This is a genomic window from Bradyrhizobium manausense (assembly GCF_001440035.1).
GTDB lineage: Bacteria > Pseudomonadota > Alphaproteobacteria > Rhizobiales > Xanthobacteraceae > Bradyrhizobium > Bradyrhizobium manausense.
Genome location: NZ_LJYG01000088.1, coordinates 14,065 through 40,850 on the forward strand (window position 1 = coordinate 14,065; position 26,786 = coordinate 40,850).

Sequence of the window (26,786 nt, forward strand, 5' to 3'; positions counted from 1 at the left end):
GTAGACATACAAGTCCGTCTGATGTTTGCGCGTCCCCGGCTAGAATGTTAGCATACAGCCGCCCCCGCGAGCGCGAGGCAGACTGCCTTCTTTCGAAGTCCGATCAAAGGTGATCGTCGCATTCCGCGGCTAGATCTACGAGCACTGCCGTTGATTGCGCGGGCCGACAAACTCACATCCTAACGAGCTCAGCAGCTACTCACAGGCGCTTAATTTCGATGCCGTATTTCCTCAGCGCGTAGCCGATTTGGCGCGGCGTTAGTCCGAGTAGGCGCGCCGCCTTTGCCTGCACCCAGCCAGCCTTCTCCATGGCAGCAATGAGGCGCTCGCGATCCGTCAACTTCGAACCGCTCGAGATGTTACCGGCAACCGGCTCGGCCAGGACAGGCGGAGTCAGAACCGCAACCGACGCGGTGGCGTCGCGGATTGGCCTAGCTGGCTCGGGCGATAGCACACTGATCAGCGGGGAGCGCGGCTTCGCTTCGTCCAATCCGCTTTTCCATAGTAGGGCGGAAAGACACTGACCATGACAGCAAGCGAAATCGCTTCTGACAATGAATGGCCCCGGCGCCAGTGTTGCGGTCCGCTGAACGCAATTCTCGAGTTCACGAACATTGCCCGGAAACCCACAATTCATCAGCACGTCCACGGCATCCGGATCGAACGTTAGTGTACGACTGTTCTCGCTGTTGAAGTTTTTGAGAAACTCAGTGGCAAGCAGCGGAATGTCGCTGCGCCTTTCCCGGAGCGGGGGCAGAAGCAATGGAACTACGCTAATACGATAGTAGAGGTCGGCGCGAAACTCGCCTTTTGACACCGCCCCCTCCAGGTCCTTGTTGGTTGCAGCGATCACTCGGACGTCAACTTTCATGGTGTGACCACTACCGACCCGTTCGAACTCTTGCTCCTGAAGAACCCGCAGCAACTTTGCCTGAAACGAGCCTGAGATCTCGCCAATCTCGTCGAGAAACAGCGTTCCCTTGTCGGCAAGCTCGAAGCGTCCTTTGCGTGAATTAAGGGCCCCGGTAAAGGCTCCTTTTTCATGCCCGAACAATTCGGATTCCAGCACCGTCTCAGGCAGCGCGGCGCAGTTCATTTTGATGAACGGCCGCTTGGCACGCGGGGATAGCTCGTGGATTGCCTTGGCAACCAGCTCCTTGCCGGTGCCTGATTCACCTCGCAAAAGAACCGTCACATTCGACTTGGCCACCACCGCGATCTTGTCGAGCAGTGCGCGTAACGCCGGGCTGGTACCGATAATACCATCGATGTGAACCTTCTTACGCTCTCGCGCAGGCTGCTTAAATTCGAGCAGTTCCTTCTGCCATCGATAGCTCTCCGCCATGAGGCGTTTGCGATCGCGCGCGACCAACCGATGGAGCTTCACCGCCTGCCCTATCAGGTTCGCGATCATGGTGAGTAGCCGGATATCGGAATCGAGTGGGAACATCGAGTCCAGGTCCGGCACACGCTCTATAGATAGGGTGCCAACCACCTTTCCATCGACGCTGATAGGAACCCCAATGAACGACAATCGCATGTGATCGGATACGCCGAGTACGTTCAAATCAGCTGCGCTAAAGGCCGGATGCTTGGCGATGTCTTCAGCGACGAACGGCATGCCCGTTGTCACGATCTCCTCAATCGCCTTTTGCGGCAGGCGCGTACGGTAGCGCTCATCGCTTCCTTCGGTCCAGCCAGCGCCGACTGCAATCTCGGGCACATCATCATCTGCCATGAGAGACACGACACCATGTCGCATCTGCAAAGAGGACTGCAGCAAATCGATGACATTTGCCAACGCGACTTCGAGCCGCGACGGGCTGGCGAGCATGTTCGATATTTCGAACACTCCTCTAAGTGCGATCTCGTTCAATGGCAGGATCACGGGAAGGTTCGATCCGGCTTCCGGGCCTTGCCACTCGCATTCGGAATCAATCTGCACTCCCACAACGTCGACGCCGCCCTTATTCTCCCTACATGCAGTTAGTTGGCACTTCGAAACATCGTCTTGCATCTCACGCTCGATCTCGCGCTAATTCTGATGGCGCTAAGATATAACATTTTTTCATGGCACGACGATAAAGAAGGGGCTTTCATTCGCTTCACGTTCCTTCAAACAATTGGGCGGAAACTCTTCGAACACAACCGACGTCCATTTAGCAACAATGGGCGATATCTTCGGTGTGAGCGAAACCGATCATATCTATTCCACCGTCATGGATCATGATCTAGGTGACCCCAGTCTTCGCCGAGCACTAGATCCTCTTTTCCAAACGTGCTGCATTCTGCATGAACTTTCGGCAACGTGAAACGGACCCTAACGTCCATTTCCGACAATGACGCCGGAGCGCGCTCTCGTACGACATGCCGATAAATGAACGATATCTTTCCTTCTTTTGTCGTTGTCCATTCACTCACGCCTAGGTGAGTGCAGGATTTGGACCAGTCGGATTACACAAGACGTTGGCACGATGCGAGACAATGTCACGCGCGCAAACGGCTTAGTCCCTTCCGGCCATCAGGCGCGCGGGGTCCTTCAGACAGCAGCACTTGCCGTGTATTCGTGCCTCTTCGAACTCCCGAAATGCTGCCGGCAGGCATGTGCACCATTGTCTTTTTCGGGCTTGCGCAACCGCAAAAGGGGTGCTTTTTTTGTCCGAAACCCTTCAATGCATCCAAAGGCAGGCAATTTGTGAGCTAACCGACGAACATCACGTCCGCGAGCGCGTTCCTTGAATTGATGGCACCGATCTTTTGGATGCGCAGGACAGTCAAGCGGGCCGGTGTTCATTGCCTTGACCACACCGGCCGGGATTGCCAACCAGACGCAAGCAGCCGATTAGGTCAGATTTATCGGCTAGGCCGCTGCGCGAGCGACATGCCGTGAAGGCGCGTCGTTCCAGCGGTTGGCGCCTTTTTTTGCTTTCGGTGCGCTCTAGAGACACACTTGATCTCCAACAGGCCGCTCGTCGACGCGAAGACGTATGTCCGCTCAGCGGCAATCGACATGGCCTTGCGGGACGCGCTTCATCTACGGGTCCACGCGGGGTATAATCGGCGGGAATCATTACGAAGCCAGGCAATCTGCTGCGCAGGCACCGTGCCGTTTAAGCCTCGGCAAGAGCGCTCGCCCCGAGGAAGTAAGAGGACACGCGACGACGCCGTATGATAAGCGAGAGCCAGCGTTATGCGGTTTATGAGATCGGGTAGCGTTTAGCCGGCTCTTCAATCAGGATTAAATGCGCCGGATCATTCAAATCGAACTCAATAATGCGGGGCGCGACAAGTCGAGCATAGCGCGTAAAGGCGCTCGTCGGGGGAAAACGAATTACGGTGTCGCATCGCCCGAGAAGGTACATCTCGATAAGGGCCGAAGATCCGCCGTCCGCTCCTAACTCGGTACTGTGTAACGGGCCGGCTTGATCCGCTTGAAAGCGCTTCGAGATCGTAAAGAGGTCGGGGAACTTGGCCGAGATTTGATCACGAACTTTCGGGCTATCCGTGCACAAAAAGACCTTCACTGGCTTTGCATGGGGCAGCGCTTTAGCTTTTTGGATGGCAGTGCACACCTGCCGCAAGGCAACCTCCGGATCGGCCCAGTAGGGCCTGTGCCCCATGATATCTTCGCCATTGCCATGTCGAACATGAACGCCGACTACACTGCACCCCTCAAGGTGTTCCTGATATATCGCGTTGATCCGCGCCTGAATTTCAGACCGCAGTTTGATGCTTCGAAACACTTGTCGCTCGGCGTCCTCATCACAAGCCCACATCAAACACGCATCGCACACCACGGTATTCGCGTCTGTATCGTCCTTCGACTCGAAAAGCTGCCTCAGCTCGTCGCGCTCCCGGAAGATCTGCTCATCTGGTCGATACACGCAGTCGATCGTTGGCCGATTCCACCACGTTGGAAAGAATGGTCCGGGAAGTGAGAGATTGTTGACTTGATCATCACAGATCACACGTACGCCGGCGATCTCATCAATTTGTTCGAAGAATACCGGAAACGCATTGGTGAAGGGTTGACCGAGATAGCAAGAGTCCCGCCAATCGATAACCAGTGTACGGCCTGTCCGTTTGGCGTACTGCCAGGCTGCCGCCAGCGACCACAGGCAATCGCCGAACCCAGTACGCCGCCGAGAAACGACGAACCTTTCCTTCCTAACTCCGTCATCAAGCATTTTAACCTCGTCGCAACGTACCGGATCGATCAGCAGGTCGCGCAAACTTTAGCCCGAGCCTGTCGCCATGCTTCACGACCCGGCAACTCCTGATGAGCTGCTTAGGACCGAGTGACTATCAGCTCGAACAATGGTGTTCGACACAACATTGAGCAGGTCCATCGGCTCCTCCGCATAGGAGCGCTATCACCGGAGTACGCTCCTCCCCCGGGCCTCGCCGCTCATGCTTCGAGATTTGCCCCGCCCTGGTGCGCTTATGCTAGTTCTGTCATCTGATGGGAGTCACTCTTCAAGTGAGTAGCGCATGAGGGTGGATGCAGGCGAACCCGCCGTTGCTCCCACAGGCCTCTCAGTTCTTCGACCAGCGCCTCACGCTTCGTGCGGTCCAAGACCATAGAATCGAAGAGGTCACGCAGGACGGCTTCGCCCTTGACCCGCATCAGCAGATCGAACAGCTCATCTGAGATACGGACTGCGCCACCGCCGGAAACCGTGGTGCGGACCTCGCATACCGTATCTTGCCGATCTCGTGCGGTGTGAGCGCGAACGCGATACAGGGATGCATAAGGTGGCAATGAAACCGCAAGCGACGTCCAATCGTCAAGCGTCACAGCTCGCTTTCTGACCAGAAACGGCCCAACCACAAGAGCATCGAGCTCGGTCGTCAGAAATGTGGCGACGGCGTCTGCAACCGAATCCACGATCGGTTCGGCATTATTGTTAAAGGAGGTGTTGAGCACAACTGGAATTCCCGTCCGCTTCTTGAACTCATCGATAAGGCCCCAGTAGCTTGGATTTGACTTGCGGGACACTGTCTGCAGCCGTGCAGTGCCATCAATGTGCGTAATCGCTCCCAGCAAGTCGCGCTTTGACTCATGCACGCGAACGACGAAGTTCATGAATGGAAATTCCCTCAAACCAGCCGGCAGATCGAAATATTCGGGAGCATCCTCCTCCAACACGGAGGGCGCGAATGGCCGATAGCCCTCGCGCTTCTTGACCATCGCGTTTATGCGATCCTTGTTAGCTGCTGGACGCGGGTCGGCGAGAATACTGCGGTTACCGAGCGCACGTGGTCCGAACTCCGATCGACCCTGCACCCAGCCAATGACTGCGCCGTTTGCCATCAAATCGGCTGCCCTACCCGCCACGTCATCACTGCGTTCAATATCGAGGTGCCCGACCCATGCACTCAGTTCCTGCTCCACGCAATGCTCGGTCCCGAGATCGGGCCCCCAATAGACCTCCTGGAGCCGCTCGCGCGGCGCGGACTGACCAATCTCACGAGAGGCCATCAGTGCCGCGCCTAACGCGCAACCGGCATCGTGCGCCGCGGGCTGCACGAAGATATCCTCGAAAAGTCCTGAATACAGCAGCTTACCGTTCACGGTGCAGTTGTGAGCTACCCCGCCAGCCAAGCAGAGGCGCGTCATGCCCGTGGCTTCTCGATAATGCCGAAGTATGTGAAACACGATCCGTTCGAGCGCTTCCTGCAACGAAGCGCTGACATCGCGGTGTTGCTGAGTGAATGGCATTCCCTTCCGCCGAACCTGAATATTGCGGACCAACGCCGGACCGATGCGATCCAGGTGGACCCGGTAGCCGCCGTAATCTCCCAGTTCGTAGAACTGCTCGAACAGCTTGCGATAAGGAACAGGATCCCCGTACGGGGCAAGGCCCATGACTTTGTACTCGTCGAATAAGCTGTAACCGAGGTATCGTATCGTCTCGAGATAAAACAGCCCCAAAGAGTTGCTCTCCGGGAAGCTCTCGAGTTGGTTAACCTCGCTTCCGTCTCCGATGGCCACGAGGCCGGAGAGGAACTCACCACCGCCATCGATTGCAAGGATCAGACTTTTTTCAAATCCGGACATTGCGAATGCGCTTACCGCGTGCGCCTGGTGGTGACTTACGAATGAGATACGGGTCGGATCAAGCTCGGTGTTGAACTCTTGAGCCAGCATCGTTCGCAGCAAAAGCCTGGCATCGATCGGAATAGCGTCGGACGGCTGCGAAACGAACAGGCGCTCGAGCATCGTATTGCAGTAGGCTTCGGTTGCATAGAACGCGATGCGATCAACGTCGCCCAGTCGAACACCTGCCGCTTCGAGGCAGTATTGGATCGAACGGCTTGGAAATTTGTTAGAGTGCTTGACCCGATTGAGGCGTTCTTCTTCAACGGCCGCGATAACACGCCCGTCGCGCACGAGCACAGCTGCCCCATCGTGAAGGAATGTGCTTGGAAGCTCGGGTCGACATTCATAAACCTTGTCTAGTCCGCCGCTCACGCCGAGGCACAGCATCTTTACTCTCCATTGATTGTAGAAGGCTCAATTGTGACAACCGGCCTTTCAGCCACTTGCCGCTGCATACACCAGCCCGACAACGCCGGCACACGAGACCTTGGAGGCTCCACGAATCTCCAAACCATGGGCCGAGCGTAGGTTCTATCCTCCACCGCGGTCTCTCATCGCATCAGACGTCTGAGGAGCAGCGCAACCGACAACAAGAACGGAGCCACCGCATAAATGCAAAGTGCGCCAATATGTGTACCGACGCTGGCGGCTGGCCGGCCAAGCATCGCCGGGCGAATAAGCTCAATCGAATGCTCCAGCGGCAACAAGGCGGCTACGAGCTGGAAGGCGGCGGGCAATTGCGTGATCGGGAACACTGCGCCGCAGAGAAACACCATGGGTGTAAGAATTAGCGTCTGGTAAAACACAAAATAGTCGTAGCTGGGCGCCAGTGATACAATGACCATCGCCAAACTTGCGAAGACGAATCCCGTGAGGGCGATAGCGGGTAGCGCATAGAGCATGGATGGCCATGCCGCATACCCCAGTCCGGCGGCGACGATTGTGATTCCTGAGCCGGCCAGCACGGCCTTGCTGGCTGCCCACGCCACCTCACCGAGCAGGATGTCGCCGAGTGTCAGCTGTGTACACAGCATTGCCTCCCAGGTCCGTTGCGTGTGCATGCGGGCGAATGTTGCGTAAATTGTTTCGAAGCTCGCGGAGGTCATCGCGCTGGTCGCGACCATGCCTCCCACCAAAAAATCGATATAAGAAGTTCCGTTCACGCTGCCGACGATTAGGCCGAGGCCAAAGCCAAGACCAAGTAGGTTGGTCATCGGATCGGCAAGATTTCCGAGAAGCGATGCTAGCGCGACCTTCCTCCAGGCCAGATAGTTGCGACGCCATACCGCGGTCCAGTTGCGCGCGTTAGCGGGCATGGCCGCTCCGTAAGTCATTCTGATCATATCTCTATCTCGCGTCCAGTAAGGCGCAAGAACACATCTTCGAGGTTCGGCGGACGCTCCAGAAGACGTAAACCCGCACGCCCCCGCAACTGCTTGCGCACCGGCTCCAGATCCGGCGCATAGCAAAAGATGGTCTCGCCGCTCTGTTCAATGCGCTGCGCGTAAGGCCTGATCAGTTCAATCGATTCGTGCGGATTGCCGCCATAGATCTCCATGACATCGCAGCCAATCTGCTCGTTGATGAGCGTGTGAGGCTCGCCCTCAGCGATCTTACGTCCTTCTTCAAGTACGCACAGCCTATCGCACAGTCGCTCTGCCTCTTCCATAAAGTGGGTCGTTAGCAGGATCGTCTTGCCGCGTGCAAGTAGCGAGCGCAGTCGCTCCCAGATCAGATGACGGGCATGCGGATCGAGACCGGTCGTCGGCTCATCCATAACAAGCAGTTGCGGATCGTTGATCAGCGCACGTGCCAGCACCAACCGCCGCTTCATGCCGCCGGATAGCTCCGCAACGCGTGCATCCGCTTTGCTTTCTAGACGGGCAAATTCAAGCAATGATGGAATGACTGCCTCGATTTCACGCGCGCTCATGCTGAAATAGCGCCCGAACACCGCCAAGTTCTCGCGGACGGTGAACTCGTTCTCTAGATTATCAAACTGCGGGACCACCCCCACGCCTGCTCGCGCCAAGCGAGCGTGGGCCGGTACTTGCTTGCCGAGCACAGTAATCTTGCCCGCGTCCGGCGGCACCATACCGAGGACCATACGCACAATCGTGCTTTTGCCAGCGCCATTCGGGCCGAGCAATCCGAAGCACTCTCCTGCTGCTACAGTGAATGTCAACCCGTTGACAACGACCTTGCCGCGATATGATTTGTCTACCGCGGCAAGGTCGATCGCTACGCTCGACATGTGTCCATCTCAGCTGGTCGTTCGGACGACGGCACCTCCGTTGCGAGCATTTTGGTCCAGAGTAAACCGTCGCACCAGACGTGTTCGACGCGCCCCCACTCGCAAGCAGCTGCGACATCGGGGAAGAAGCCACGTCCATGGTGGTTAGCGCTGGTATTGCAAAGCAGCGGAATGCCCGTGAGTTTTTCATATTCAATGAGCAACTCAACAGCCGTCTGCTGCGATGTTCTGCTAATCGTCTGCAGTCGGGCAGATCCGTCAAGGTGCACAACGGCCGGGATCCTGTCTCGCCATTCTGGCCGCGTCTGATGATCGAAGAGCATGTACGGGTCCGGCGTTCCAGGATCGAAAATGTCCGGCGCACGGTCCTCCAGGCATATTGGCGCAACAGGGCGGAAATGTTCGCGAAATTTGATGTCGTTGAGGTAGTCCTTCATTCCCGGCGAAGTCGCGGCGGCAAGAATGCTTCTGCCACCCAAGGCGCGTGGTCCAAGTTCGGCGCGACCAGCGAGGAATACCACGGGCTTATTACTTGCAAGGAGCGCGGCAAGCTCCCTTATGCTGCACGGTCTGGCGTCCCATTCCGATGACGCATCACCGCTTCTGAGGGCGGGGCCGCTATAGACCGACCACTCTAGTGGCCCAAACCCCTTGTCCGCCACCATCGCTGAGCAAGCGGCGCCGATTGCGGAGCCACTGTCATTCGGAAACGGCGGTACCCATACAGCATCGAACAGACCGGTCTCACGAAACGCACTGTTCCATTTGATATTAAGACCGCATCCCCCGGCTATGCAGAGGTTGCGCGGCCCCGAAAAGTACGAATGCCGCAGTAACGCAAGTGCCATCTCTCGCACGAGCAGGCGCTCAAGGAAAACATGAAACGATGCAAGGATATCTTCGGCTCGCTTGGCGTCTAATCGAAGGGCGCTTTCCGCGAAGAAGTCGTGTGTAGCCGCGAGTGACGCCTCGCCGTTACTTATGTTTTCACGGTATTGCCGAGCGGACTCCGTGTCTGCCGCAAAGTGCTTCTCATAGAGGCTCCTAAACACGGTTATGATGTCTTCATCAGGCGTACCAAGACCGATATAGGCCATCAGTTTACCCGCGACACCCAGGTCCCAATTGGTTCGGTTAGGCTGCCGGTACGGTCCAAAGTGGTGGCCGGCGACGGCATAGGCATGGCCTATCATTGGGAATAGGCATTCCAGGAAGCGGCCGCCACCAGGTGCTACATGATAGAGCCGTGGAAAGATGCAGCCGTCCCACACGAGGCAGAAGGCGGGCTCTCCATTTTTTGCAAAAGGGCTAGTGCAGTATGCGGAAGTAACATGGCCTGTGACGTGTGCATAGCTTCTGTAAGAGACACTCTTGCCGTCAAGCACAAGGCCGCACCCTTCGTTTGAAAAGAGGAGTCCCTCGGTACGTTCCACATACGGCGCACCTTTGAGAGTGAGACGTTCCGACCCACTCAAGACCTGGAACTCCGATTCGACTTCGCCATCCCAGCCATCGATGACGAACTGATCGATATCGTTGGGAGTGAGCCCATGTTCCGCCAAGGCAAGAACAACCGTGTCAAGATTCTCGATGGTCTGGTACCGCCGATTGTTGTCGCGTTTCTCCTGTTCGATGCAAAACACCAGACGTCCGTCCTCCACAAGAGCGACAGACCCGTCATGCGTCAGCTTGATGCCACAGATGCGCATAGTGCCTCATGCTAAGATTGGCTTTGGAATGGAAACGACGAGCGGTTCGAACTGCGAAAACAAGCGAGCAAACAGTCTTCGTTGGCCGACTCACCTTGGCATTGCACCCGCTCGACCTCGACCAATGTCTCGCTCAACATCGCGATGATCGTCTCTGCGCCGGCAGCATGGCCCCAGCGACGGCAAGTGGCATCACGCGCTGATCCGAAAACCAGATGACCATTCGGCGCAAGCATGCGTATCAAATTGCCGATGGCCGCACGCATCTCGGCGACATCGCGGAGGTAATAGAGGACTTCGGCCACCACGATCAACTCGAACGGCTCGGCTCTCGAGAAATGTTCGATGTCGGAGACAACCCAACTGATGTGTGACCATTGCTTCGTCCGGACACTTGCCCGAGCGATCGCTCGCGGCGCGACATCGACCACTGTAAGTCGGTCGCAGTTAGGCGCCAACTTTTCCGTGAACGCGCCTGCAGCGCATCCGACTTCGAGCGCATTCCTGATAAGGCCATTGGAAAGCGAAAGCCGCAGCATTTGCGCGTGACGCTCACGCTCGAACGGATTGCCGTCCAGTTGCCAGGGATCATCGGCAGCCAGCTCTCGATCCAACGATGAATGAGTCTCATCCAACTTCATGGCCAGCCGTTCCTCAGTCCGCACCGTCACTCGCCACAAGCGCAGCCCCGTCACCGCCAGAAGGACGGCGCGAGCCATCCCGCTTGCGGACCGGCATCGCTGGGTCTGATTGAGGCTGCTGGCTTTGCTTGACCACCTGTTCTCCGCCAGCCCCGAGGGTCTTGGCCGGCTTGCGTGAGAGCCAATCGCTGTTGCTTAACGTACACAAGGCATACGCTTTTACTGGAAGTAGCAGAAAGATGTTGATGGGCGTATGCAGGGAAAACGCTAAAAACCGAAGTTGACGAGCACGAAAGGACGCTGCGGCGCATCGCACCATAGTCATTGATGCGATCATCAGAACTGTCCACCACGGCACGGTACCCGTGACTGCGACCTGCGCCATGCCCGTTACAACCGAAAACGCCAGAAGCAGCGGTCCGAGGTTCTGCCCGATAACATCTAGTGTCAGGTATGGGTCGAGACCTGGCAAAAGGCGCAACGCAAGCAGTGTGTCGCGGAACGTACTCCGAGCCCAGCGAAGCTGTTGGCGCAGATAGGGGCTTAACCTATCCGGAACGAGCGTCGCGGCGTAGGCGTCGGAAACGTATTCAGTTCGAAATCCCGCTTTCAACATAAGGATCGTGAGATGACGATCCTCGCCGAAATCGCTTGGCTTCCCTCGAAAGTATTGCGCTTCGTATTGATCCAGCAGCAAATCGAGTGCGGATCGTCGGTACATAGCGCATGGGCCGCAGCAACACATGACCGCACCGAAACGGGCTTGAGCTGCACGCTCTTCGTTGCACGCCAACCAGTACTCCATGTCGATCAAGCCAGTTAGCCAAGTGGCGTCCCGATTGCTGGCCGTCAGCTGCCCCATGGCAGCACCGATCCCGGCATCTTGCATTCTCAGCGCAAGCTTCCCGACCATGTCGCCCGCGAGTATTGTGTCTGAATCGACGTTCAGCACCAGATCTCCGGACGAGGCGCGGATCGCCGCAATCTGCGCTTTCCGCTTGCCAACATTTTTCGGAAGCAGAATGAAGCTAAATCTTGGGTCACGCGCAAACTCTTGATGGACAGGCGCCACATCCTCGCGATTCGAAGAGCCGTCATCAACCACATAGACGCGCAGCTCTCCGACGTAGTCTTGGCCTGCGATGGATTGTAGACACGCCGACAGCGTACGAGGGTCCTCGTTGAAGCATGGTACGATCACATCCACGCTCGTCGCGGCTTCAGGGCGGACCGCATGTGTCGACACCGAAGGCGTGTGTGTCGGCGAGGCATGGAACGCCTGCGCGGTCTTGTAGACCGCTGAGAGCAGCGCATAAGACGAAACGATAACAGTGCTAGCTGTGTCAATCAGATTCATGGGACTTGGTTTGTTCAGTGAAGTTCGGGAAGCGGGCAGATCGCAAATCCGCGATCCCGCAGGGCTGGAATAAGTTTGGGGAGCGCCTTCAGGGTCTGCTTGCGCCGATCGGCACGAATGCCCCGTCCCAACTCGTCTGGCGGGCATCCATCGTGCAGGAGCACAATTGCACCGGGACGGACGGTTGTTAGCACTGCATCGACGATCGCATCGACGCCGGGGCAGGACCAGTCGCGCGGGTCGACTGACCAGGGAAGTGCAGCCAGGCCGGCCTTCGCTGACATCGCCATCACTTCTTCGGTCCAGACGCCATAAGGCGCACGCAGGTGTCGCACTGACGCCTGCGGGCACGCCCATCTGATAGCGCCGCTCGCCGCTAGTATCTCATATTGCACTTCATCCGGTTTGCACTTGGATAGGTCCGGATGCGTCATCGTGTGATTTGCGACCTCGTGCCCCTCCGCGATCATCCGTCGGATCAGCCTCGGCTCATTCGCCGCATATGTGCCGACTACGCAGAACGTCGCTGGTGCACGAAATTCCGCCAGCACATCGAGAATATCCGGCGTACAATAGGAATTAGGCCCGTCATCAAACGTCAAATAGACGCCGCAGCCGACCGTATCCTCGGCGCGCTTGCGGCGCGCATCGAAGGCTAAATTGGCGTGTTTCACAGCTCTGGCCCGTTTCGCTCGATGATTGTACCAGGCGGCCACTCGCTCATGGACCTCGCTATCGGAAACACTACGAGGAGTGCATCATCGACGCGAGTTGGCGGCAGGTTGGCATAGATATCCGCAAGAGTGGACCGCACGCGAATGCCCGGAATAATCGTCGCCAACCCTGGGCGGCCGAGTAGCCGGTGGATATGCTCTTTGAGTTCATGTCGAACCGTACCGAACCCGAACGGAACGCCAAGCTCCTGCAGCACTGGATACATCACGCGCATAGAGTGCGAGATTCCAAGTCCTTCGAGGTCCGGCCGTACCGCGTATAATCCGAGTTCAGCGACTAACAGATCGACTTCGCCGACCTTGATGAACCGGCGCAGCGCGCCGATATGAGCCGCCACACCGCGATCATCGTAGCCAATTACACGGAGCTCGGGTCTCGCGCCGGCCCAGCTTCGATCGCCTTCAAAGGGTTTTGCGTTAAATACCCCGGTTCGCCCGTAGGCATTGCGAAAGAACTCGGAGATCTCGACGTGGTCGGCGAGCTGTAAGTCGTTTTCCCAGCACGTCCTCCACTGGAGTTGAGGGCGCATGAAAGGATCTCCTGCTTCTTGCAGCGCTCCTGAAGCACGCATCAGGCGAGCGACGAGCAGTGCGATGGCGCTCGTTCCATGGTGTCGTCAGAGACTGTGAATGATGTTGACTTGCCGACGGCGTTTGAGGCGCGACGTGCGAGGAGAAATCCTTTTTGGATACTCCCGATCTTGAACGTACCGCAGCTAAATGTCGCCGTCCTCTCCTTCAGGCGAGTAACGGCCGGCTCTGCTACCGCTATTGCTTCATGAATTATTCCGCACTTCCGTTTTTCTTTATTACGCCTGAACGCCAATTCTTCGCGACGTCTCTGCGCAACAAGGAAGCTATCGAAGGAGCGCGCATTTACCCACTCATATCGGAGTAGGCACCTGCCATTGAATCGTATGTAGGGAGTATACGATGGTTTAAACCGCGCTCCTGGCGGCGTTATTAAACGGCGTGCGGTTGCTATTAAACACGACGTTGATGTAGAGCATTTCTCAGGAGGGAGCATTTTACGAAGGTGCCGCAACTTTGCTGCACCCGACGTTATGCTCCTCAGCTTGCGCAGCGGGAATGCTGACTGCATGCGGATAAAGCGGGACGGGACGATGTTGGTCGCGCCATGACTTGCTTCGTGCAAACTCTGGCATCGTCCTCGATGGACGCGACGAACCTCGTGCCGTTCAATGATCTTAAGACGAGCGTGAGGGCTCACTGCGTGTGCGATCGTAAATCGTTCGCACGACTGGTTAATGCTGGACTCTGTACAATGTACTCGAATGTTACGATCGAATGACGACCGTCGAGCTAGGCTGCGCGCAGCCGCGGACGGAGCCTCGTCGCCGTCTTCTGCGATCTGCCGCGTCACGCTCCGCTGCTCCAAAACCTACCAAGTTCTTAAAGTCTGTCAGCTTTCCTAGCTGGCGCTGAGCGAACTGGTAAAATCGATTGTTTGGATGAGAAACATCTACATTGCGGATAGGTGACAATGCGTTTCCGAGGCCTTGATCTAAATCTCCTCGTCGCGCTCGATGCTCTCATGACCGAGCGCAATCTCACGGCGGCAGCACGCAGCATAAATTTGAGTCAACCGGCCATGAGCGCGGCAGTCGGCCGACTGCGCACTTACTTCCGAGACGAGCTCTTTACGATGAGGGGGCGCGAACTTATCCCGACCCCGCGTGCGGAAGCCCTCGCCGCTCCAACTCGGGAGGCTCTGCTCCACATCCAGGTCTCGATTACGTCGCGGGATACGTTCAAGCCAAGTGAATCCGACCGCCGTTTTAGAATCTGCCTGTCGGACTTTGCTACGATCGTGTTGTTCCGAAACGTCGTCGAGCGCGTCGCACGAGAAGCTCCCGGAATACGGTTCGAGTTGATGCCTCTCGCGGACCCGTTCGATCACCCGCTCGAACGCGCAGAAATCGACTTTCTTATCGTGCCTGAGGTATACATGTCGCATACGCACCCCAGGGCGGCCCTCTTTGACGAGACAATTGTGTGCGTCGGTTGCCGTTCGAACAAGCATCTGTCTCGGCAGCTTACATTCGGACGATACATGTCGATGGGGCACGTTGCGGTCAAATTTGGCCGTTCGCGAGTGCCCTCCATCGACGATTGGTACATGAGAGAGCACGGCCTCAGGCGACGGGTTGAGCTCGTCGTGCCGAGCTTTAGCATGATCCCGCACATGCTAGTGGGCACCAACCGAATAGCCACGATGCCCTTGACGCTAGTGAAGTACTTCGCAAAGACGATGCCACTGCGGATCAACACACTTCCGCTACCACTTCCCGGTTTTACCGAGGCGGTTCAGTGGCCTTCGGTCCACAATACCGATCCGGCGAGCATATGGATGCGCGAGGTTTTGTTACAGGAGGCAGCTCGCCTAGCTCCTGGGCGCGCTAGTTCCAAAACTCGTTTAAGCCATTCATCGAACGACCTTTCACCAGCTAACGACTCGGCTGCAGACGCTCAAAAAAATGGCAACTCCGGCTCCTAACCTGCTTCTTGCTCCAAGAACTGATGTCGATGATAATGGTTAGTCAATAGCGCTTGCTGTACTAGGGTCTGTACCTAATTAGCGAACTTTGATTCCCTCGCACCGAGTTGATTCGATGCGGGGGGACTTGGATGCGCAAAGGACTGTTCTGGCTCAACGACGAGCAATGGGCTCAGATAAAGCCGCATCTGCCAACGAACCAGACTGGCCCGGCGCGCGATGACGATCGACGCATTATCAGCGGTATTATTCACATGCTTCAGTGCGGCGCACGCTGGCGCGATTGTCCGCAGGACTATGGTCCTTACACGACGATCTACAACCGCTTTAATCGCTGGGCCAAGCGCGGACATTGGCAGGCGATCTTTGAAGCGCTCGCCCGCTGCGGCAGGGACGGCGTGATTTTGTCCATCGACTCCACCTCGATCAAAGCGCATCGCTCGGCGAGCGGCGGAAAAGGGGGGAGCATGAACAGGCGATCGGCCGTTCGCGCGGTGGGCGGACCACGAAAATCCACGCGCTGAGCGATCCTGATTGCAGGCCTTACGCATTTCATCTCACTCCAGGCCAGGACGCAGATATTGCCGCAGCGCCGGCCCTCTTGAAACTCGCCCCACCCATGTCTGCCCTCATCGGCGACAAAGGATACGACGGCGACGGCTTTCGCGCCGAAATCGTCGATCGTGGTGCCAAGCCCGTCATTCCAAACAAATCCAACAGGGTCACTCTCCACAGCTTCAGCAAACGCGCCTACAAGGGGCGCAACGTCATCGAGCGCTGTTTCTGCCGCCTCAAGGATTTCAGGCGTGTCGCAACTCGCTATGACAAACTTGCCAGAAACTTCTTGGCTGCCGTCCACCTCGCCGCCATCGTCGCCTATTGGATCAATTGAGTCTGAACCCTAGCGCTTTTTCACGATCAGGACTTTTCCACGCAGCTCTCGCCGGGACTTGATGACGTCAGCTTAGTGGCCGGCACTCCTCCGATTAATGCACTTGGCCGCCAATTGATCACGTTGCATCTCGTGGCCAGCGCTCGTTTCCCTCCAATCGACTCGGCTCGCCAGAAAGAGGCCATTTGGCGAATGGTTCGTCAGATCAACTGCCGGCGGCGTCGACGTGACGGCTATCGATCTGGTAATATCGAGGTTACTCGACCATCTCAACCGCGTGGTCGCGCCAGCGATTGACTACGAAGGCGGCAGACCCATTGTCACCTTTGGCATCAAATCGAACTTGGCCGACCACGGTCTCAATTTCTTGCGACCGAAGTTCTTTCGCCACGCGCAGAGCGTTGAACGAGCCCGCGCGCTTCACCGCGTCGGCCCATGCTTGTACGGCAGCATAAGTGTAAAGCGTGTAGCCCTCCGGAGACTTGCTAGATGCTTTCAGTCGAGCGACGACGTCGGCCGCCTCAGGCCTTTTGGTGGCGTCGGGCATGAAGGTGAAGAGAGTGCCGTTTGCGGTACCGCTCGCAATCGCCCAAAACTCGCCGGTCATCAAGGGATCGTTAGCCATGACCGTGAAGCCGGCTTGTGCGTCCGCCGCTTGCCGTACGATCAAGCCGATTTCCGTGTAGTAGCCACCGATATAAGCGATCTGAATGGCTTCTCTCTTCAATCTCGTCACCAGCGCCGTGTAATCCTTCTCGCCGGCCATATAGCTTTGCCGCATCAGAGGCTGCAGACCCGCATCATTGAGACGAGATGCAACAACGTCTGCAATGCCCTTCCCGGCAGTGCTCTTGTCATCAAGGATGGCAATCTTACTCTTCGAATAGTGCCGCAAGATATAATCGGCGGCGACTAGGCCTTGCTGATCGTCACGGCCGCAGATCCGAAAAACAGTCTTGAGGCCTCGCTCGGTCAGTTGAGGATTAGTTGATCCAGACGAAATCTGGATAATTGCTGCTTCATCGTAAACGTCGGAGGCGGGAATTGATGAAGAGGAGCAAAAGTGGCCAACGACCAACCTGACCTGATCCGACACCAATCGATTTGCGACCGCCACGGCTTGCTTAGGATCGCAGGCGTCGTCGGCAACAATCAATCTGATCTTTGTATCGAGAAACACGCCGGAAGAATTCAAATCGTCCACGGCCGCACTAGCGCCATACTGCATCTGTGCACCAACCGCGGCGTTGCTGCCCGTCATGGGACCCGCTACTGCAATATAGATATCGTCAGCGGACGCGACCGAAACCAATACAGAAGCAAGGACCACCGCGCCGGCAACCGAACTTTTGCTAAAGAAGGCCATTTGACGTTCCTAACTGTGGTTTGTTCTTGCGGTAAGGCTTGCAGTGGTTTCGAGCACCTCGGTCGCGGATGTTAGCGGACGCACAGAGCGTCGCCTTGTCTGAGCGATCGTCCGCGCAATCCAATTGTTCCTCTTACCCGGCTATTGATCTGCATCATCTGGAGCGCGTGCACGCCGGCGGGTATGTCCGCACCCATCATGCGACATCGCATCGAGGCGAGCAGGTAGTTCGTCCACACTCACGTTCGATTCGGCATTCTTCGTGATGTTGCGCAAACGATCGCGCAACTCGGTTGCGCGCGCGACCTGAAGCTCCGCTCGCTCCAATTGCTCGCTCAACAAGTTAGGAAGCGAGGATCTGCCCTCCATCGCTTTCCGGATCTCTTGCAGAGTGAAGCCAAGCTCGCGAAGTGCCAGGATATGATAAACTCTTCTAACGCTTTCAGAGTCGTAAATCCGGTGACCACCACCCGTGCGCTGCGATGCTCTAAGCAATCCCGTGTGTTCATAATGACGCAGCGCGCGCACCGTCACGCCGGTCGCCTCTGCAAGTTCACCGATGCGTCGCCAGCGACGCCTGAATACTGTAGGTCTGGTCATGTTTCTCTTTCTCAAACCTACAACCTAACGTCACGTGAGGTTCAAGCGGTTTCAACGGCCTGGAGATTTTGTTGCCAACTTTCCGTCGACAACATCGAACCTCGAATTGCGGGGAGCGCCTTAGCGGGCTGAGTGACATGCAAGATACAAGCACCACTCTCCTGCCATGACGTCGGACGAGTCGTCATGGTGTATCCAAGCGCTAGACTAAGCGACTGACGCAATGGCCACCATTAGCCTTCTTAAGAGAACCAATTCGGCCTCACCAGCGGCGGTACGACCAAGTACAATCTTGGCAATCTCTGTTCGATTGACGGGAGTTCTCATACTTGCAGGTAGCGCCGCCACCGTCTCATCATAGATCTTCCCCAACACTGAAAGGTCTTCTGGATCGAAGACGCCACTTCGTACCTGCAAAACTTGCACCGTCTCTCCTGTCGACGTATCGCGCCGGCGGCGCGGCTCCTTGCAAGGACGTTTGGCTGCGTTAGGGCAAAAAAAAGACCGACCTGCGGCGCGCCAGCCTCATGAGCATGTCGACTCGTCGCTCGATGCAGCACTTCGGCGCATTGGCGCGATGGATGCGGGCAACCGGTCGACTGTGGATTTTGACCGCGCAACCAACATCGCGAGCGTTGGAACGCCGGGGCCGAGCCCATTTCTACTTCGCTCACACCGAATCGCCCAGCTCGTGATGAACCAGCCGGAAGATGAGCTTTTTCCAGCACCGACGCGCTAAGGCATGCAAGGCATTGTCGCTGCCTAAAACACAATACTGTATACAACGCGAACGGGCACTCCGCTCGATCGTCTTCGCCAGGCCGAAATCGTACCTGACGTTTTCGGCACGCCTCAACGGTGTGGCGCGAAGTCCGATCGTTGCTTGTAGAACAATCCCCAAGAGTTCAGCCAGTAAGCGCCATCCGGATTACCCGTTGCATTCGAACTGAATGCTGCTACTAGCGGAAAACCACACCGACGGTCCGTCCTGGATCGGCACCAACATCGCGTAGCAGCTGCGGAACTTCAGCATCATGCAGGACAGTGCGCGGCTCACAGCGAGGCGGCAAACCGGAAAGCATGATCAGGATGTAAGACCACCGGTTCAGAACAGAAAACCGCCCCAAACGAGCGAAAGCAAGAATGGATTTCTCGGCCCGCAGAGTTGCACTGTCCTGGCGGGTCCGATGCAAAGAATGAGTTTGGGACGCAAGCTCACCTCGAGAACACTCCGATGGCGCAACGAATGAATTGATCGACTAGCGTCTATTCGGCTTTGGAATTCACATGGACGTTCGGAAATTACGCGCTTTCGTGGAGGTCGTACGGCAAGGCGGGTTCTCAAAGGCTGGCAAAGTCGTATTCGCGACGCAGTCTACGGTGAGCAAGGCGGTCAGGCAGCTTGAGGACGAGATTGGTGTGCCATTGCTTGACCGGATCGGCCATCGCAGCAAACTTACCGCTGCCGGCGAGATTGTTTATCGTCGTGCGATCAGCATTCTGGCAGAACGGGATGATCTAGTTTCCGAACTGAACGAGCTGCGCGGCCTGAAATGCGGCATTCTCAAGCTCGGTTTGCCACCGATTGGCAGCGGCACGCTGTTCGGGAAGCTATTTGCGATCTATCGCAAAAGTTATCCCGGCGTCGACATCCGGCTCGTCGAGTACGGATGCGAGCGCCTGGAGGAGATTTTGCTGTCGGGCGAGATCGAACTTGCCGCCTCGCTTCTTCCCGTATCGGAAGGCTTTGAATGGCAGGACGTCAAGCGCGAGCCCCTCACGGTTCTGCTACCGGTTGACCACAAGCTTTCACGGTGTCGATCCCTTGATATTCCGGCCTTGCGGGAGCTTCCGCTCATTCTCTTTGAAACCGGATTTGCATTGAACCGCGTAATTATAGAAGGTTTCCGACGGCACGGTTTTGAGCCGCGCGTCGCGGCGCGGAGTAGCCAGGTTGACTTCATCGTCGAGCTTGCGGCTGCGGGCATGGGCGTCGCCTTTCTGCCACGGATGATTGCCGAGCAACGCACACATCTTTCGATCGTCCGCGTTCCGCTCGACGAAGCCGATACGGACTGGCGCATTGCGATGATCTGGCGGCGCGGCGCCCATCTGTCGCATGCCGCGAGGGCCTGGCTCGATCTGGTGGCTCGCACGCGCTTCGAAAATCATTCCGGCAACGACTGAATTGCAGTCGAACAATTCATGGCCGTGAAACCTACGAGGCATTCGCGCTTTGACACCGACTTCTCGTCGCGAGACACATTGTCGCAGTTCTGCCAACGCTGTTGCTGAGTTTGGAATCCAGCGCGGCGTTGGAACGAGAGTGATCTTTCCGAATGGCCTCTCCGATGCGACCAACCGGAGCATCGAGTGGATTGATGACCCGCGCGAGAAGCGGCTGGGTTCGCGGCTAGGCCAGGTCATATCTCACGGGGTGAGATTGCCGTGGGTGCATCAGGTTGGGGCCTGGCAGCTACCTCCCAGTTGCATAACACGAATTCCACGAGGGGCCGCTGACCGAGCGCCAGTGCGGCAGCCTTGAGGTACCGCGAAAATCCGACCTAGGATCAAGCACCAAGTCTAACTGACTATTTGACATTTACTGACGAGCTCGCTCTCTTCTCGGGTCACGATGCCATTACCTGCAGCTTCGCGGGCGGCGTTCAGTGCGTTATGCATGTCCGCGATCAGCTCGCTGGGATTTTCCATGCCCGCGTGTATGCGAATCAGCGGTCCGGGGAACGCAAGCGAGGTTTCCGTTCGTTTCGGTGGCTCCGAGAGCAATGCGAGACTTTCGTACCCGCCCCAGGACAAACCAATTCCAAAGATACGTAGGCGACGGAAGAGAACCGAAAGTTGCGGCCGTGACATCGGCTTTAGAACAACCCCAAAGAGTCCACCGGCACCCAGAAAGTCTCTCTTCCAAATGACATGGCCAGGATCATCGGGAAGCGCCGGGTGCAATACCCTGTCGACTGCTGGGTGGGTTTGCAGGCTTTGCGCCAGAACAACGCCGTTTTCCCAATGCCGCTTCATGCGCAAAGCTAGGGTACGAAGTCCCCGGAGGGCCAGATAGATATCATCTGGTCCGCCAATTTCGCCGAAATGATGCGCAGTTGATTTCAGCGCGGCCCATGCCGCTTCATTCGCTGTTGCAACGCCAAGCAACGCATCGGAATGGCCAACAATATACTTCGTCGCAGCTTGAATCGAAATGTCGACACCGTGCTCGAACGGCCTGAAATACAGAGGTGTCGCCCACGTATTGTCCATAATCACAAGAGCGTTCGACAGATGTGCAATGGCCGCGAGTGCCGGCACATCTTGAACCTCGAAGGTCATGGACGATGGCGATTCCAAATAGATGGCGCGTGTATTTGCGCTGATCTTCGCGGCCAATTCTGACGGCTTGGTTGGACAGAAATATCGCACCTCAATGTGCAGCCTCGAGAGAACGTTGTCCGCGAAGGCTCTCACGGGCGCGTAGACGCCGTCGCTGATCAGAACAGCGTCGCCCGCTTTTACACAGGCCAGCAGCGAGTGAGTACAAGCCGATTGCCCTGATGGGAAGAGAATCGAACGAAAGCCGCCCTCTAGCTTGCAGATGGCAGCCTCAAGCGCGCGCGACAGGGGCGAGCCAAAACGACCGTAGCTAGGATTGTCTTTATTCCGGTCGTCCCATTCCTCTAAGGTTTCCGAAATAATGGTTGAGCCGCGGTAGATCGGCACATTCACCATCCCCGCGTGTTCCGCCGGCGCGCGGCCGAGGTGACAAAGTAGAGTTTCCGTGTCCCGTAGGTTCTTGTCGTCGTTCAGATCCTTCATGCCAATTGCTCTTCCATCCCATTACCCTCCCGCTCGCGCCATGTCGCCACGCTCGTTGATCCGCTCGCATGCTTCCGCTGCATTGCAAGTGCAACAACAGTGCCAATCTCAAACAATGTTACTGCGACGTTACGCCAGTGATGTCTCTTGAGCGTTGGCTAGAACTTTTCAATCGTCGCGACGACTAGGACGATTGAATACGACTTTGACGTTTGCCCAATTCGCTTACTGGATGCTCCGCCCACGACTCGCTCACGAGATTATGCATGGCGTGGCGCTTCAGCGCGCCCATTATGAGCTCTTTGTAGCAAGTAACACATTGTCCGATGTTCATCGAAATCGCTTGAAACGAACGTAAGGTGAAGTTGTAAACTACCAAAACTGGGGAAGGCATCGGGGCCTTCGTCTCTCAAAACGAGGATTGTGATGTCTCAAACGCAAATGTTTGCGCTGCGCCCGTCCCTCATGCCTCCCGGCCAATTCCGAGAAACCAGCCAAAGGCATTTGTGTATGCCCGCTGGAGAGCAGCGACGTCGCCCCTCCACGCGACAACGGACGGACATCCTTGAGCGCCGCGGTGGCCGGTCAGCAGACACCATTCTGTCTGAAATTACGAGCGACAGCTTACAGCGAAGTGTCGCTGAAGTGCTCAAGGCCAGTAACGAGTATTCGCTGGAGTTGAACCACGCTCAAGTTGCGCATTTTTGTCCGCTTGATGATGACAGAGCGCACATCCGACGAGCGCCCTCTTGCAATTCAGGCCTCGCTACACAAGTATTAGTTTTTCTCAACAGTTCATGCAACTGTTAGGATTGACATATAGAAAGTGGTGAAGACCCGCGCGGACCGGCTGTGTAGAGACATAACCGACCTGCTGGTGCGGAAGCTCATGTGCAAAATACAGAATGTTTCACTCAGATGGGATTATCGCCATGCTCAGAACCCATGCCTTCCGACGGAGCGACCACATGTCAGACGCAAGACTGCTAAGCGCACTCTCATCCCTTTCACACGTGGCAAAGCAGTTAGAAGTGCCGCCGCCCGCTCCGGCTGAGCTTGACGCAAATTGCGTCAAGCTCAACATGAATGAGAACCCATTCCCGTTGCCGGTAGTCGTCAGGGAAGCCGCGATTGCAGCCTTTGAGCGGCATTATCTGTACCCGGAAGATGACAATGTCGGCCTAAGGGAGGCGGCCGCCTCCGCTTACGGCCTTTCCGCCGATCAGGTGATTGCAGGGAACGGTTCGTCTGAACTCCTCGGCCTTATCTACAAAGCGTTTCTGGCTCCCGGCGACGCCGTAGCGATGATGTCGCCCGGGTTTTCATTTAACCGCAAGCTCGCCATGTTGCACGAGGCCCAATTTCTGGAAATCGGGTGGGGTAAGGACCATTCCCTACCAACGCACCAGCTTCTTTTCGGCCCCGCCCACGATGCCAAGTTCGTCGTGCTTGCCAATCCGAACAATCCGACGGGAACGTTTGTTCCGATCGCGGACATCGAAAGGCTCGTCGCACAATCGGACCGATTGATCGTGCTTGACGAAGCGTATGTCGACTTTGCGCCTGATAATGCGCTACGGCTCGTCAACCGCTATTCGAATATTCTCTTGTTACGCACTTTCTCAAAAAGCTATGCCACCGCGGGCCTTCGTGTCGGCTTCGGTCACCCCGAGCTTATCGGCAGGCTTCGTACCATGCAGAATCTCTTCAATATGAATGTGATTGGTCATGCGGTCGGCATGAGCATCATTGAGCATCGAGCAGCGTTCGAGGAGCACCATCGACATATCATGCTTGAAAGGGAGCGAACGAGCGTCGCGCTATCAAAGCTTGGCTTTACTGTGTTGCCTTCCCACGCCAACTTCTTGCTAGCCCGCGTGCCCGAAGGACGGGATGGCGCCTGGTGGCAAGCCGCATTGCAGAAGCAAAACGTGCTTGTCGCGTTCTTCCCCGAAAACGGTCTCGAGAACTTTATACGCATTACGATCGGCACAGAAAGGCAAATGGATGTGTTTCTTTCGAACGTAAGCCGCATTTCTTCATCGTCAAACTAACCCCCAAACTGATCATTATCCAGCTTCACTACATGAGGTGATCGAGTGAGAACTACCCAACATTCAAAATTAGCGTTCGGCATCTTCGATCACCTGGACGCGGACGGCCACGATGTCGCCAAGCAGTATAACGATCGCCTCCTACTCGCTGAGGCATGCGATCGGTTGGGATTCTATGCTTATCATCTGGCAGAGCACCACTGCACCCCGCATGGGAGAAGCCCCGCACCGAATCTGTTTTTGTCCAGCGTCGCACAACGCACAACACATCTTCGCATCGGCCCGATGGTCATGCTGCTTAGCCTTCATCATCCCCTGCGAGCATTTGAGGAGGCCTGTATGCTGGACCACTTGAGCGGCGGCCGACTTGAGCTTGGCATCGGGCGCGGCTCCCTTCCCGCAGAATTGAGCTATTTCGGGGTCAGCGCGGATGCGGCACCAGGCCGTTATGCAGAAGCCAGCGAAGTCCTTGTTAAGGCCATGCGAGGCGGCCCGCTTTGCTACGAAGGCGATCATTTCCAGTTGGATGACGTTCCATTGGCGCTCGCGCCTCATCAGCGACCGCATCCCCCGACATGGATCGCCGTAAATCGACCGGAGTCGGCAAGCTGGGCCGCTGAGATTGGTGCAAACATCGCAAGCATCGGACCTTCATCGGCTGTCCGAAAGGTCACTGATGCCTACCGCTCGCGTCGAGAAATACGCTCGGACACGCATGATCAATCGTCGCCGTTTCTTGGATTGCTGCGCATGGTCGTAGCCGGAAATTCTGAAGCGGATGCTTATTCACTCGCTGCGTCTGCCTATGACCGCTGGCTCAAGAGCTTTAAGTTCCTTTATGAGCGCAACAACATCCCCACTCCTCCGAACCTGCCCTTGACCTTTGACGCAGCAATCGAGAGTGAGTTGTGCGTCGCCGGCACGGCCGCTTCGATACAACAAACGCTTCTTAGTCATCTGGAACAGGCGGGTGCCAATTATCTTCTTTGTCAGCTCGCATTTGGGGATATCCCCCTGGAGGCTTCATTGAATACGGCGATCATTATTCGGTCCATCGCGGTAGCTGGCCGAAGATGAAGCTGGCCATGCCAGCGCTGGCGAGGAATGGTTACCTACTGTCTCTTGGCGCCTCCTAAATGCCAACGCTGGCGGCTACCTCAACCATTGCTCAGCTGCACTTCATACCCTGTCTAGGTCCCCCTAGCGCAGCGTCGCTCGTCCTTTCGCTTGTCATTGAATCGCCTCGAGTATGCGGCTCACCTCGCAAATTCTGGTCGAAGGGCCACGGCTGAAGACGTTGCGGTGAACGCGGACCTGCGCAGTGTTGATTGCGCGCCTCAGGCGGGAAATCGGCGCCGCTCTGCAGGCGTTGGAAGTGACGGATTCGACGTCCGGGGTCGACCAAGTGGCGTAGGAGTGCCGACAGCCACACTTTTTCTTTTTGGGCGCCCTCGCAGACGCTCAGTCTAGCCACCCCTGTCGAAACCCAACTGACAAAAACGGCGCTCAACCCTGTGGCAACAATGTTCGGAGTTCGCCGCGACAGTTATTAAGCGGACTACCATCTCCTGCGCGCGCCGCAACCCGTTCGGCCGATGAATACCCCGTGCGTGCCAACGACTTGGTGGTGGTGTAGAACGCATTCGAGAGCGCAGATTGCGCTTTGCAATAGCGGCACATCGAGGCCCCCCTGACTCCAAGGAGCCGTATCGACCCTTTGGACACCTTTGGAGCCATCCCGGCCGACAAATCGCAGAGCAAGGAGGCTCACGCCAAACTTGCCGTTCGCAAGTATCGCATCGTGTGTCCCAGAACTGATATTGATCCCAAAGTGACTCTATGCAAATCGATGCAATAGAACTCACCGTTAACCCACGCCGTTCAAGCGCCGTGCCCGTCGTCACGATCGCAACGCCGCTGGCCGAATTTCGCATCGCCTGGCGAAACTCGGCCGCCTCGATTGATCGTATCCCGCTCATCGGCAATTCAACCTAGAAACTTCAACCGGACTGTGGGGCAACGTTGCAAGTTTGACCGTACCCTTGCGGTCCTTGTCTTGCTCGCGGGCCGACGTGCGATGAACGCTCGCGTGGGCCGCCACGGTCCTCGGGCCGATTCCGAACTCGTCGCACGAGAACCATTTGCTTTGGCGGGCTGCACATTGACGTGTGCTGCCGAACCACAGACCATGCGAAGGCTGCTGTTCTCGTCGTGGATCTGAGCGTTCCGAATCAACTGGTTGGAGCCTTTCTATGTCATTGATATGCCCCGGTGGCAGCTTAGTTCTTTGAGAGCAGCGTGCGAGTTGCTGCCGTCACGTCGGACTGACGCATTAGACTTTCGCCCACAAGGAAGGTTGCGATACCGGCACGTGAGAGCCGCTCGAGATCAGTGAACGCACAGATTCCGCTTTCGCTGACAATCAGTCGATCCTTCGGAATGAGCGGCGCCAACGTTTCAGTCGTTTTGAGATTTGTCACAAACGTGCGCAGATTGCGGTTATTGATGCCGATCATCCGCGAGCGAAGTTTGAGGGCGCGATCAAGCTCGGAGCGGTCATGGATCTCGATCAACACATCCATACCGTACGCTAAGGCTGCAGCCTCGAGCTCCTTGGCAGTCCCGTCGTCCAGCGCCGCCATAATCAGCAGAATGCAGTCGGCGCCACGGGCGCGAGCCTCGATCACCTGATAAGTGTCGAAAATGAAATCCTTGCGCAAGACTGGCAGG

General features: G+C 56.7%; 19 protein-coding genes and 2 pseudogenes. 6 read left to right on the plus strand and 15 right to left on the minus strand.

The window, feature by feature from the left end; all coding sequences use genetic code 11:
* Positions 1 to 199: 199 nt before the first annotated feature.
* From nifA to AOQ71_RS20685, 10 genes are all read right to left on the minus strand, one after another.
* Positions 200 to 2,017, minus strand: coding sequence for a nif-specific transcriptional activator NifA (nifA, locus tag AOQ71_RS20640; RefSeq protein ID WP_083514364.1), 1,818 nt, complete (start codon positions 2,015 to 2,017; stop codon positions 200 to 202).
* 1,180 nt (positions 2,018 to 3,197) lie between these two features.
* Entirely contained in the window at positions 3,198 to 4,187 is a 990-nt protein-coding gene (locus AOQ71_RS20645; RefSeq protein WP_057750136.1) for a nodulation protein NodZ, read from the minus strand.
* A gap of 254 nt (positions 4,188 to 4,441) precedes the next feature.
* Complete coding sequence (locus AOQ71_RS20650) at positions 4,442 to 6,490, minus strand: carbamoyltransferase family protein (RefSeq protein WP_057750139.1); 2,049 nt, start codon at positions 6,488 to 6,490, stop codon at positions 4,442 to 4,444.
* A 164-nt stretch (positions 6,491 to 6,654) separates the two neighbouring features.
* On the minus strand, positions 6,655 to 7,446 hold the full coding sequence (locus AOQ71_RS20655; RefSeq protein ID WP_430648638.1) for an ABC transporter permease: 792 nt from the start codon (positions 7,444 to 7,446) through the stop codon (positions 6,655 to 6,657).
* Complete coding sequence (nodI, locus tag AOQ71_RS20660; protein WP_057750143.1) at positions 7,443 to 8,357, minus strand: nodulation factor ABC transporter ATP-binding protein NodI; 915 nt, start codon at positions 8,355 to 8,357, stop codon at positions 7,443 to 7,445. The genes AOQ71_RS20655 and nodI overlap by 4 nt, the downstream gene beginning before the upstream one ends.
* Entirely contained in the window at positions 8,345 to 10,066 is a 1,722-nt protein-coding gene (gene nodU, locus AOQ71_RS20665; RefSeq protein ID WP_057750146.1) for a nodulation protein NodU, read from the minus strand. Before nodU ends, nodI begins: the two co-directional genes overlap by 13 nt.
* Positions 10,067 to 10,077: 11 nt before the next feature.
* Positions 10,078 to 10,707: a nodulation methyltransferase NodS gene (gene nodS / locus AOQ71_RS20670; RefSeq protein WP_057750197.1), complete on the minus strand. Its 630-nt coding sequence runs from the start codon at positions 10,705 to 10,707 to the stop codon at positions 10,078 to 10,080.
* A gap of 13 nt (positions 10,708 to 10,720) precedes the next feature.
* A complete protein-coding gene (gene nodC / locus AOQ71_RS20675; RefSeq protein WP_057750149.1) occupies positions 10,721 to 12,064 on the minus strand; it encodes a chitooligosaccharide synthase NodC in 1,344 nt (447 codons plus the stop codon).
* Between the two features lie 14 nt (positions 12,065 to 12,078).
* Positions 12,079 to 12,738: a chitooligosaccharide deacetylase NodB gene (gene nodB, locus AOQ71_RS20680; RefSeq protein WP_057750152.1), complete on the minus strand. Its 660-nt coding sequence runs from the start codon at positions 12,736 to 12,738 to the stop codon at positions 12,079 to 12,081.
* Positions 12,735 to 13,328, minus strand: a complete 594-nt coding sequence (locus AOQ71_RS20685) for a NodA family N-acyltransferase (RefSeq protein WP_057750156.1) — start codon at positions 13,326 to 13,328, stop codon at positions 12,735 to 12,737. Before AOQ71_RS20685 ends, nodB begins: the two co-directional genes overlap by 4 nt.
* 974 nt (positions 13,329 to 14,302) lie before the next feature.
* Between AOQ71_RS20685 and AOQ71_RS20690 the strand changes: the two are divergent.
* Together AOQ71_RS20690 and AOQ71_RS43570 are read left to right on the plus strand one after the other, a co-directional pair.
* A pseudogene (locus tag AOQ71_RS20690) lies at positions 14,303 to 15,235 on the plus strand (LysR family transcriptional regulator); the annotation flags it as partial.
* Between the two features lie 212 nt (positions 15,236 to 15,447).
* A pseudogene (locus AOQ71_RS43570) lies at positions 15,448 to 16,208 on the plus strand (IS5 family transposase).
* A 256-nt stretch (positions 16,209 to 16,464) separates the two neighbouring features.
* Here the strand turns inward: AOQ71_RS43570 and AOQ71_RS20705 are convergent.
* Together AOQ71_RS20705 and AOQ71_RS43575 are read right to left on the minus strand one after the other, a co-directional pair.
* Positions 16,465 to 17,574: a branched-chain amino acid ABC transporter substrate-binding protein gene (locus AOQ71_RS20705; RefSeq protein WP_057750164.1), complete on the minus strand. Its 1,110-nt coding sequence runs from the start codon at positions 17,572 to 17,574 to the stop codon at positions 16,465 to 16,467.
* 141 nt (positions 17,575 to 17,715) lie between these two features.
* A complete protein-coding gene (locus AOQ71_RS43575; protein WP_083514366.1) occupies positions 17,716 to 18,174 on the minus strand; it encodes a MerR family transcriptional regulator in 459 nt (152 codons plus the stop codon).
* Between the two features lie 1,287 nt (positions 18,175 to 19,461).
* On the opposite strand from AOQ71_RS43575, the gene AOQ71_RS20710 reads away from it, so the two are divergent.
* Positions 19,462 to 20,361 (plus strand): LysR family transcriptional regulator, encoded by a 900-nt coding sequence (locus AOQ71_RS20710; protein WP_057750167.1) that lies wholly within the window; start codon positions 19,462 to 19,464, stop codon positions 20,359 to 20,361.
* Between the two features lie 396 nt (positions 20,362 to 20,757).
* Here AOQ71_RS20710 and metC read toward each other — a convergent pair whose 3' ends face one another.
* The gene (gene metC, locus AOQ71_RS20715; protein ID WP_057750170.1) at positions 20,758 to 22,002 is read right to left on the minus strand and encodes a cystathionine beta-lyase; all 1,245 of its coding nucleotides are present in this window, start codon (positions 22,000 to 22,002) and stop codon (positions 20,758 to 20,760) included.
* A gap of 968 nt (positions 22,003 to 22,970) precedes the next feature.
* On the opposite strand from metC, the gene AOQ71_RS20720 reads away from it, so the two are divergent.
* Together AOQ71_RS20720 and AOQ71_RS20725 are read left to right on the plus strand one after the other, a co-directional pair.
* Positions 22,971 to 24,056: a pyridoxal phosphate-dependent aminotransferase gene (locus AOQ71_RS20720; protein ID WP_057750199.1), complete on the plus strand. Its 1,086-nt coding sequence runs from the start codon at positions 22,971 to 22,973 to the stop codon at positions 24,054 to 24,056.
* 45 nt (positions 24,057 to 24,101) lie between these two features.
* The gene (locus tag AOQ71_RS20725) at positions 24,102 to 25,133 is read left to right on the plus strand and encodes an LLM class flavin-dependent oxidoreductase (protein WP_057750172.1); all 1,032 of its coding nucleotides are present in this window, start codon (positions 24,102 to 24,104) and stop codon (positions 25,131 to 25,133) included.
* A 481-nt stretch (positions 25,134 to 25,614) separates the two neighbouring features.
* Here the strand turns inward: AOQ71_RS20725 and AOQ71_RS48235 are convergent, their stop codons facing one another.
* Positions 25,615 to 25,827 (minus strand): flavin reductase family protein, encoded by a 213-nt coding sequence (locus AOQ71_RS48235; RefSeq protein ID WP_245317027.1) that lies wholly within the window; start codon positions 25,825 to 25,827, stop codon positions 25,615 to 25,617.
* A 68-nt stretch (positions 25,828 to 25,895) separates the two neighbouring features.
* Here AOQ71_RS48235 and AOQ71_RS48240 point away from each other — a divergent pair, with 68 nt between their 5' ends.
* Positions 25,896 to 26,051, plus strand: a complete 156-nt coding sequence (locus AOQ71_RS48240; RefSeq protein ID WP_245317029.1) for a hypothetical protein — start codon at positions 25,896 to 25,898, stop codon at positions 26,049 to 26,051.
* A gap of 284 nt (positions 26,052 to 26,335) precedes the next feature.
* On the opposite strand, the gene AOQ71_RS48245 is transcribed toward AOQ71_RS48240, so the two are convergent.
* Positions 26,336 to 26,786, minus strand: a 451-nt coding sequence (locus AOQ71_RS48245) for an indole-3-glycerol phosphate synthase TrpC (RefSeq protein ID WP_245317030.1), incomplete at its 5' end; no start/stop codon positions are given.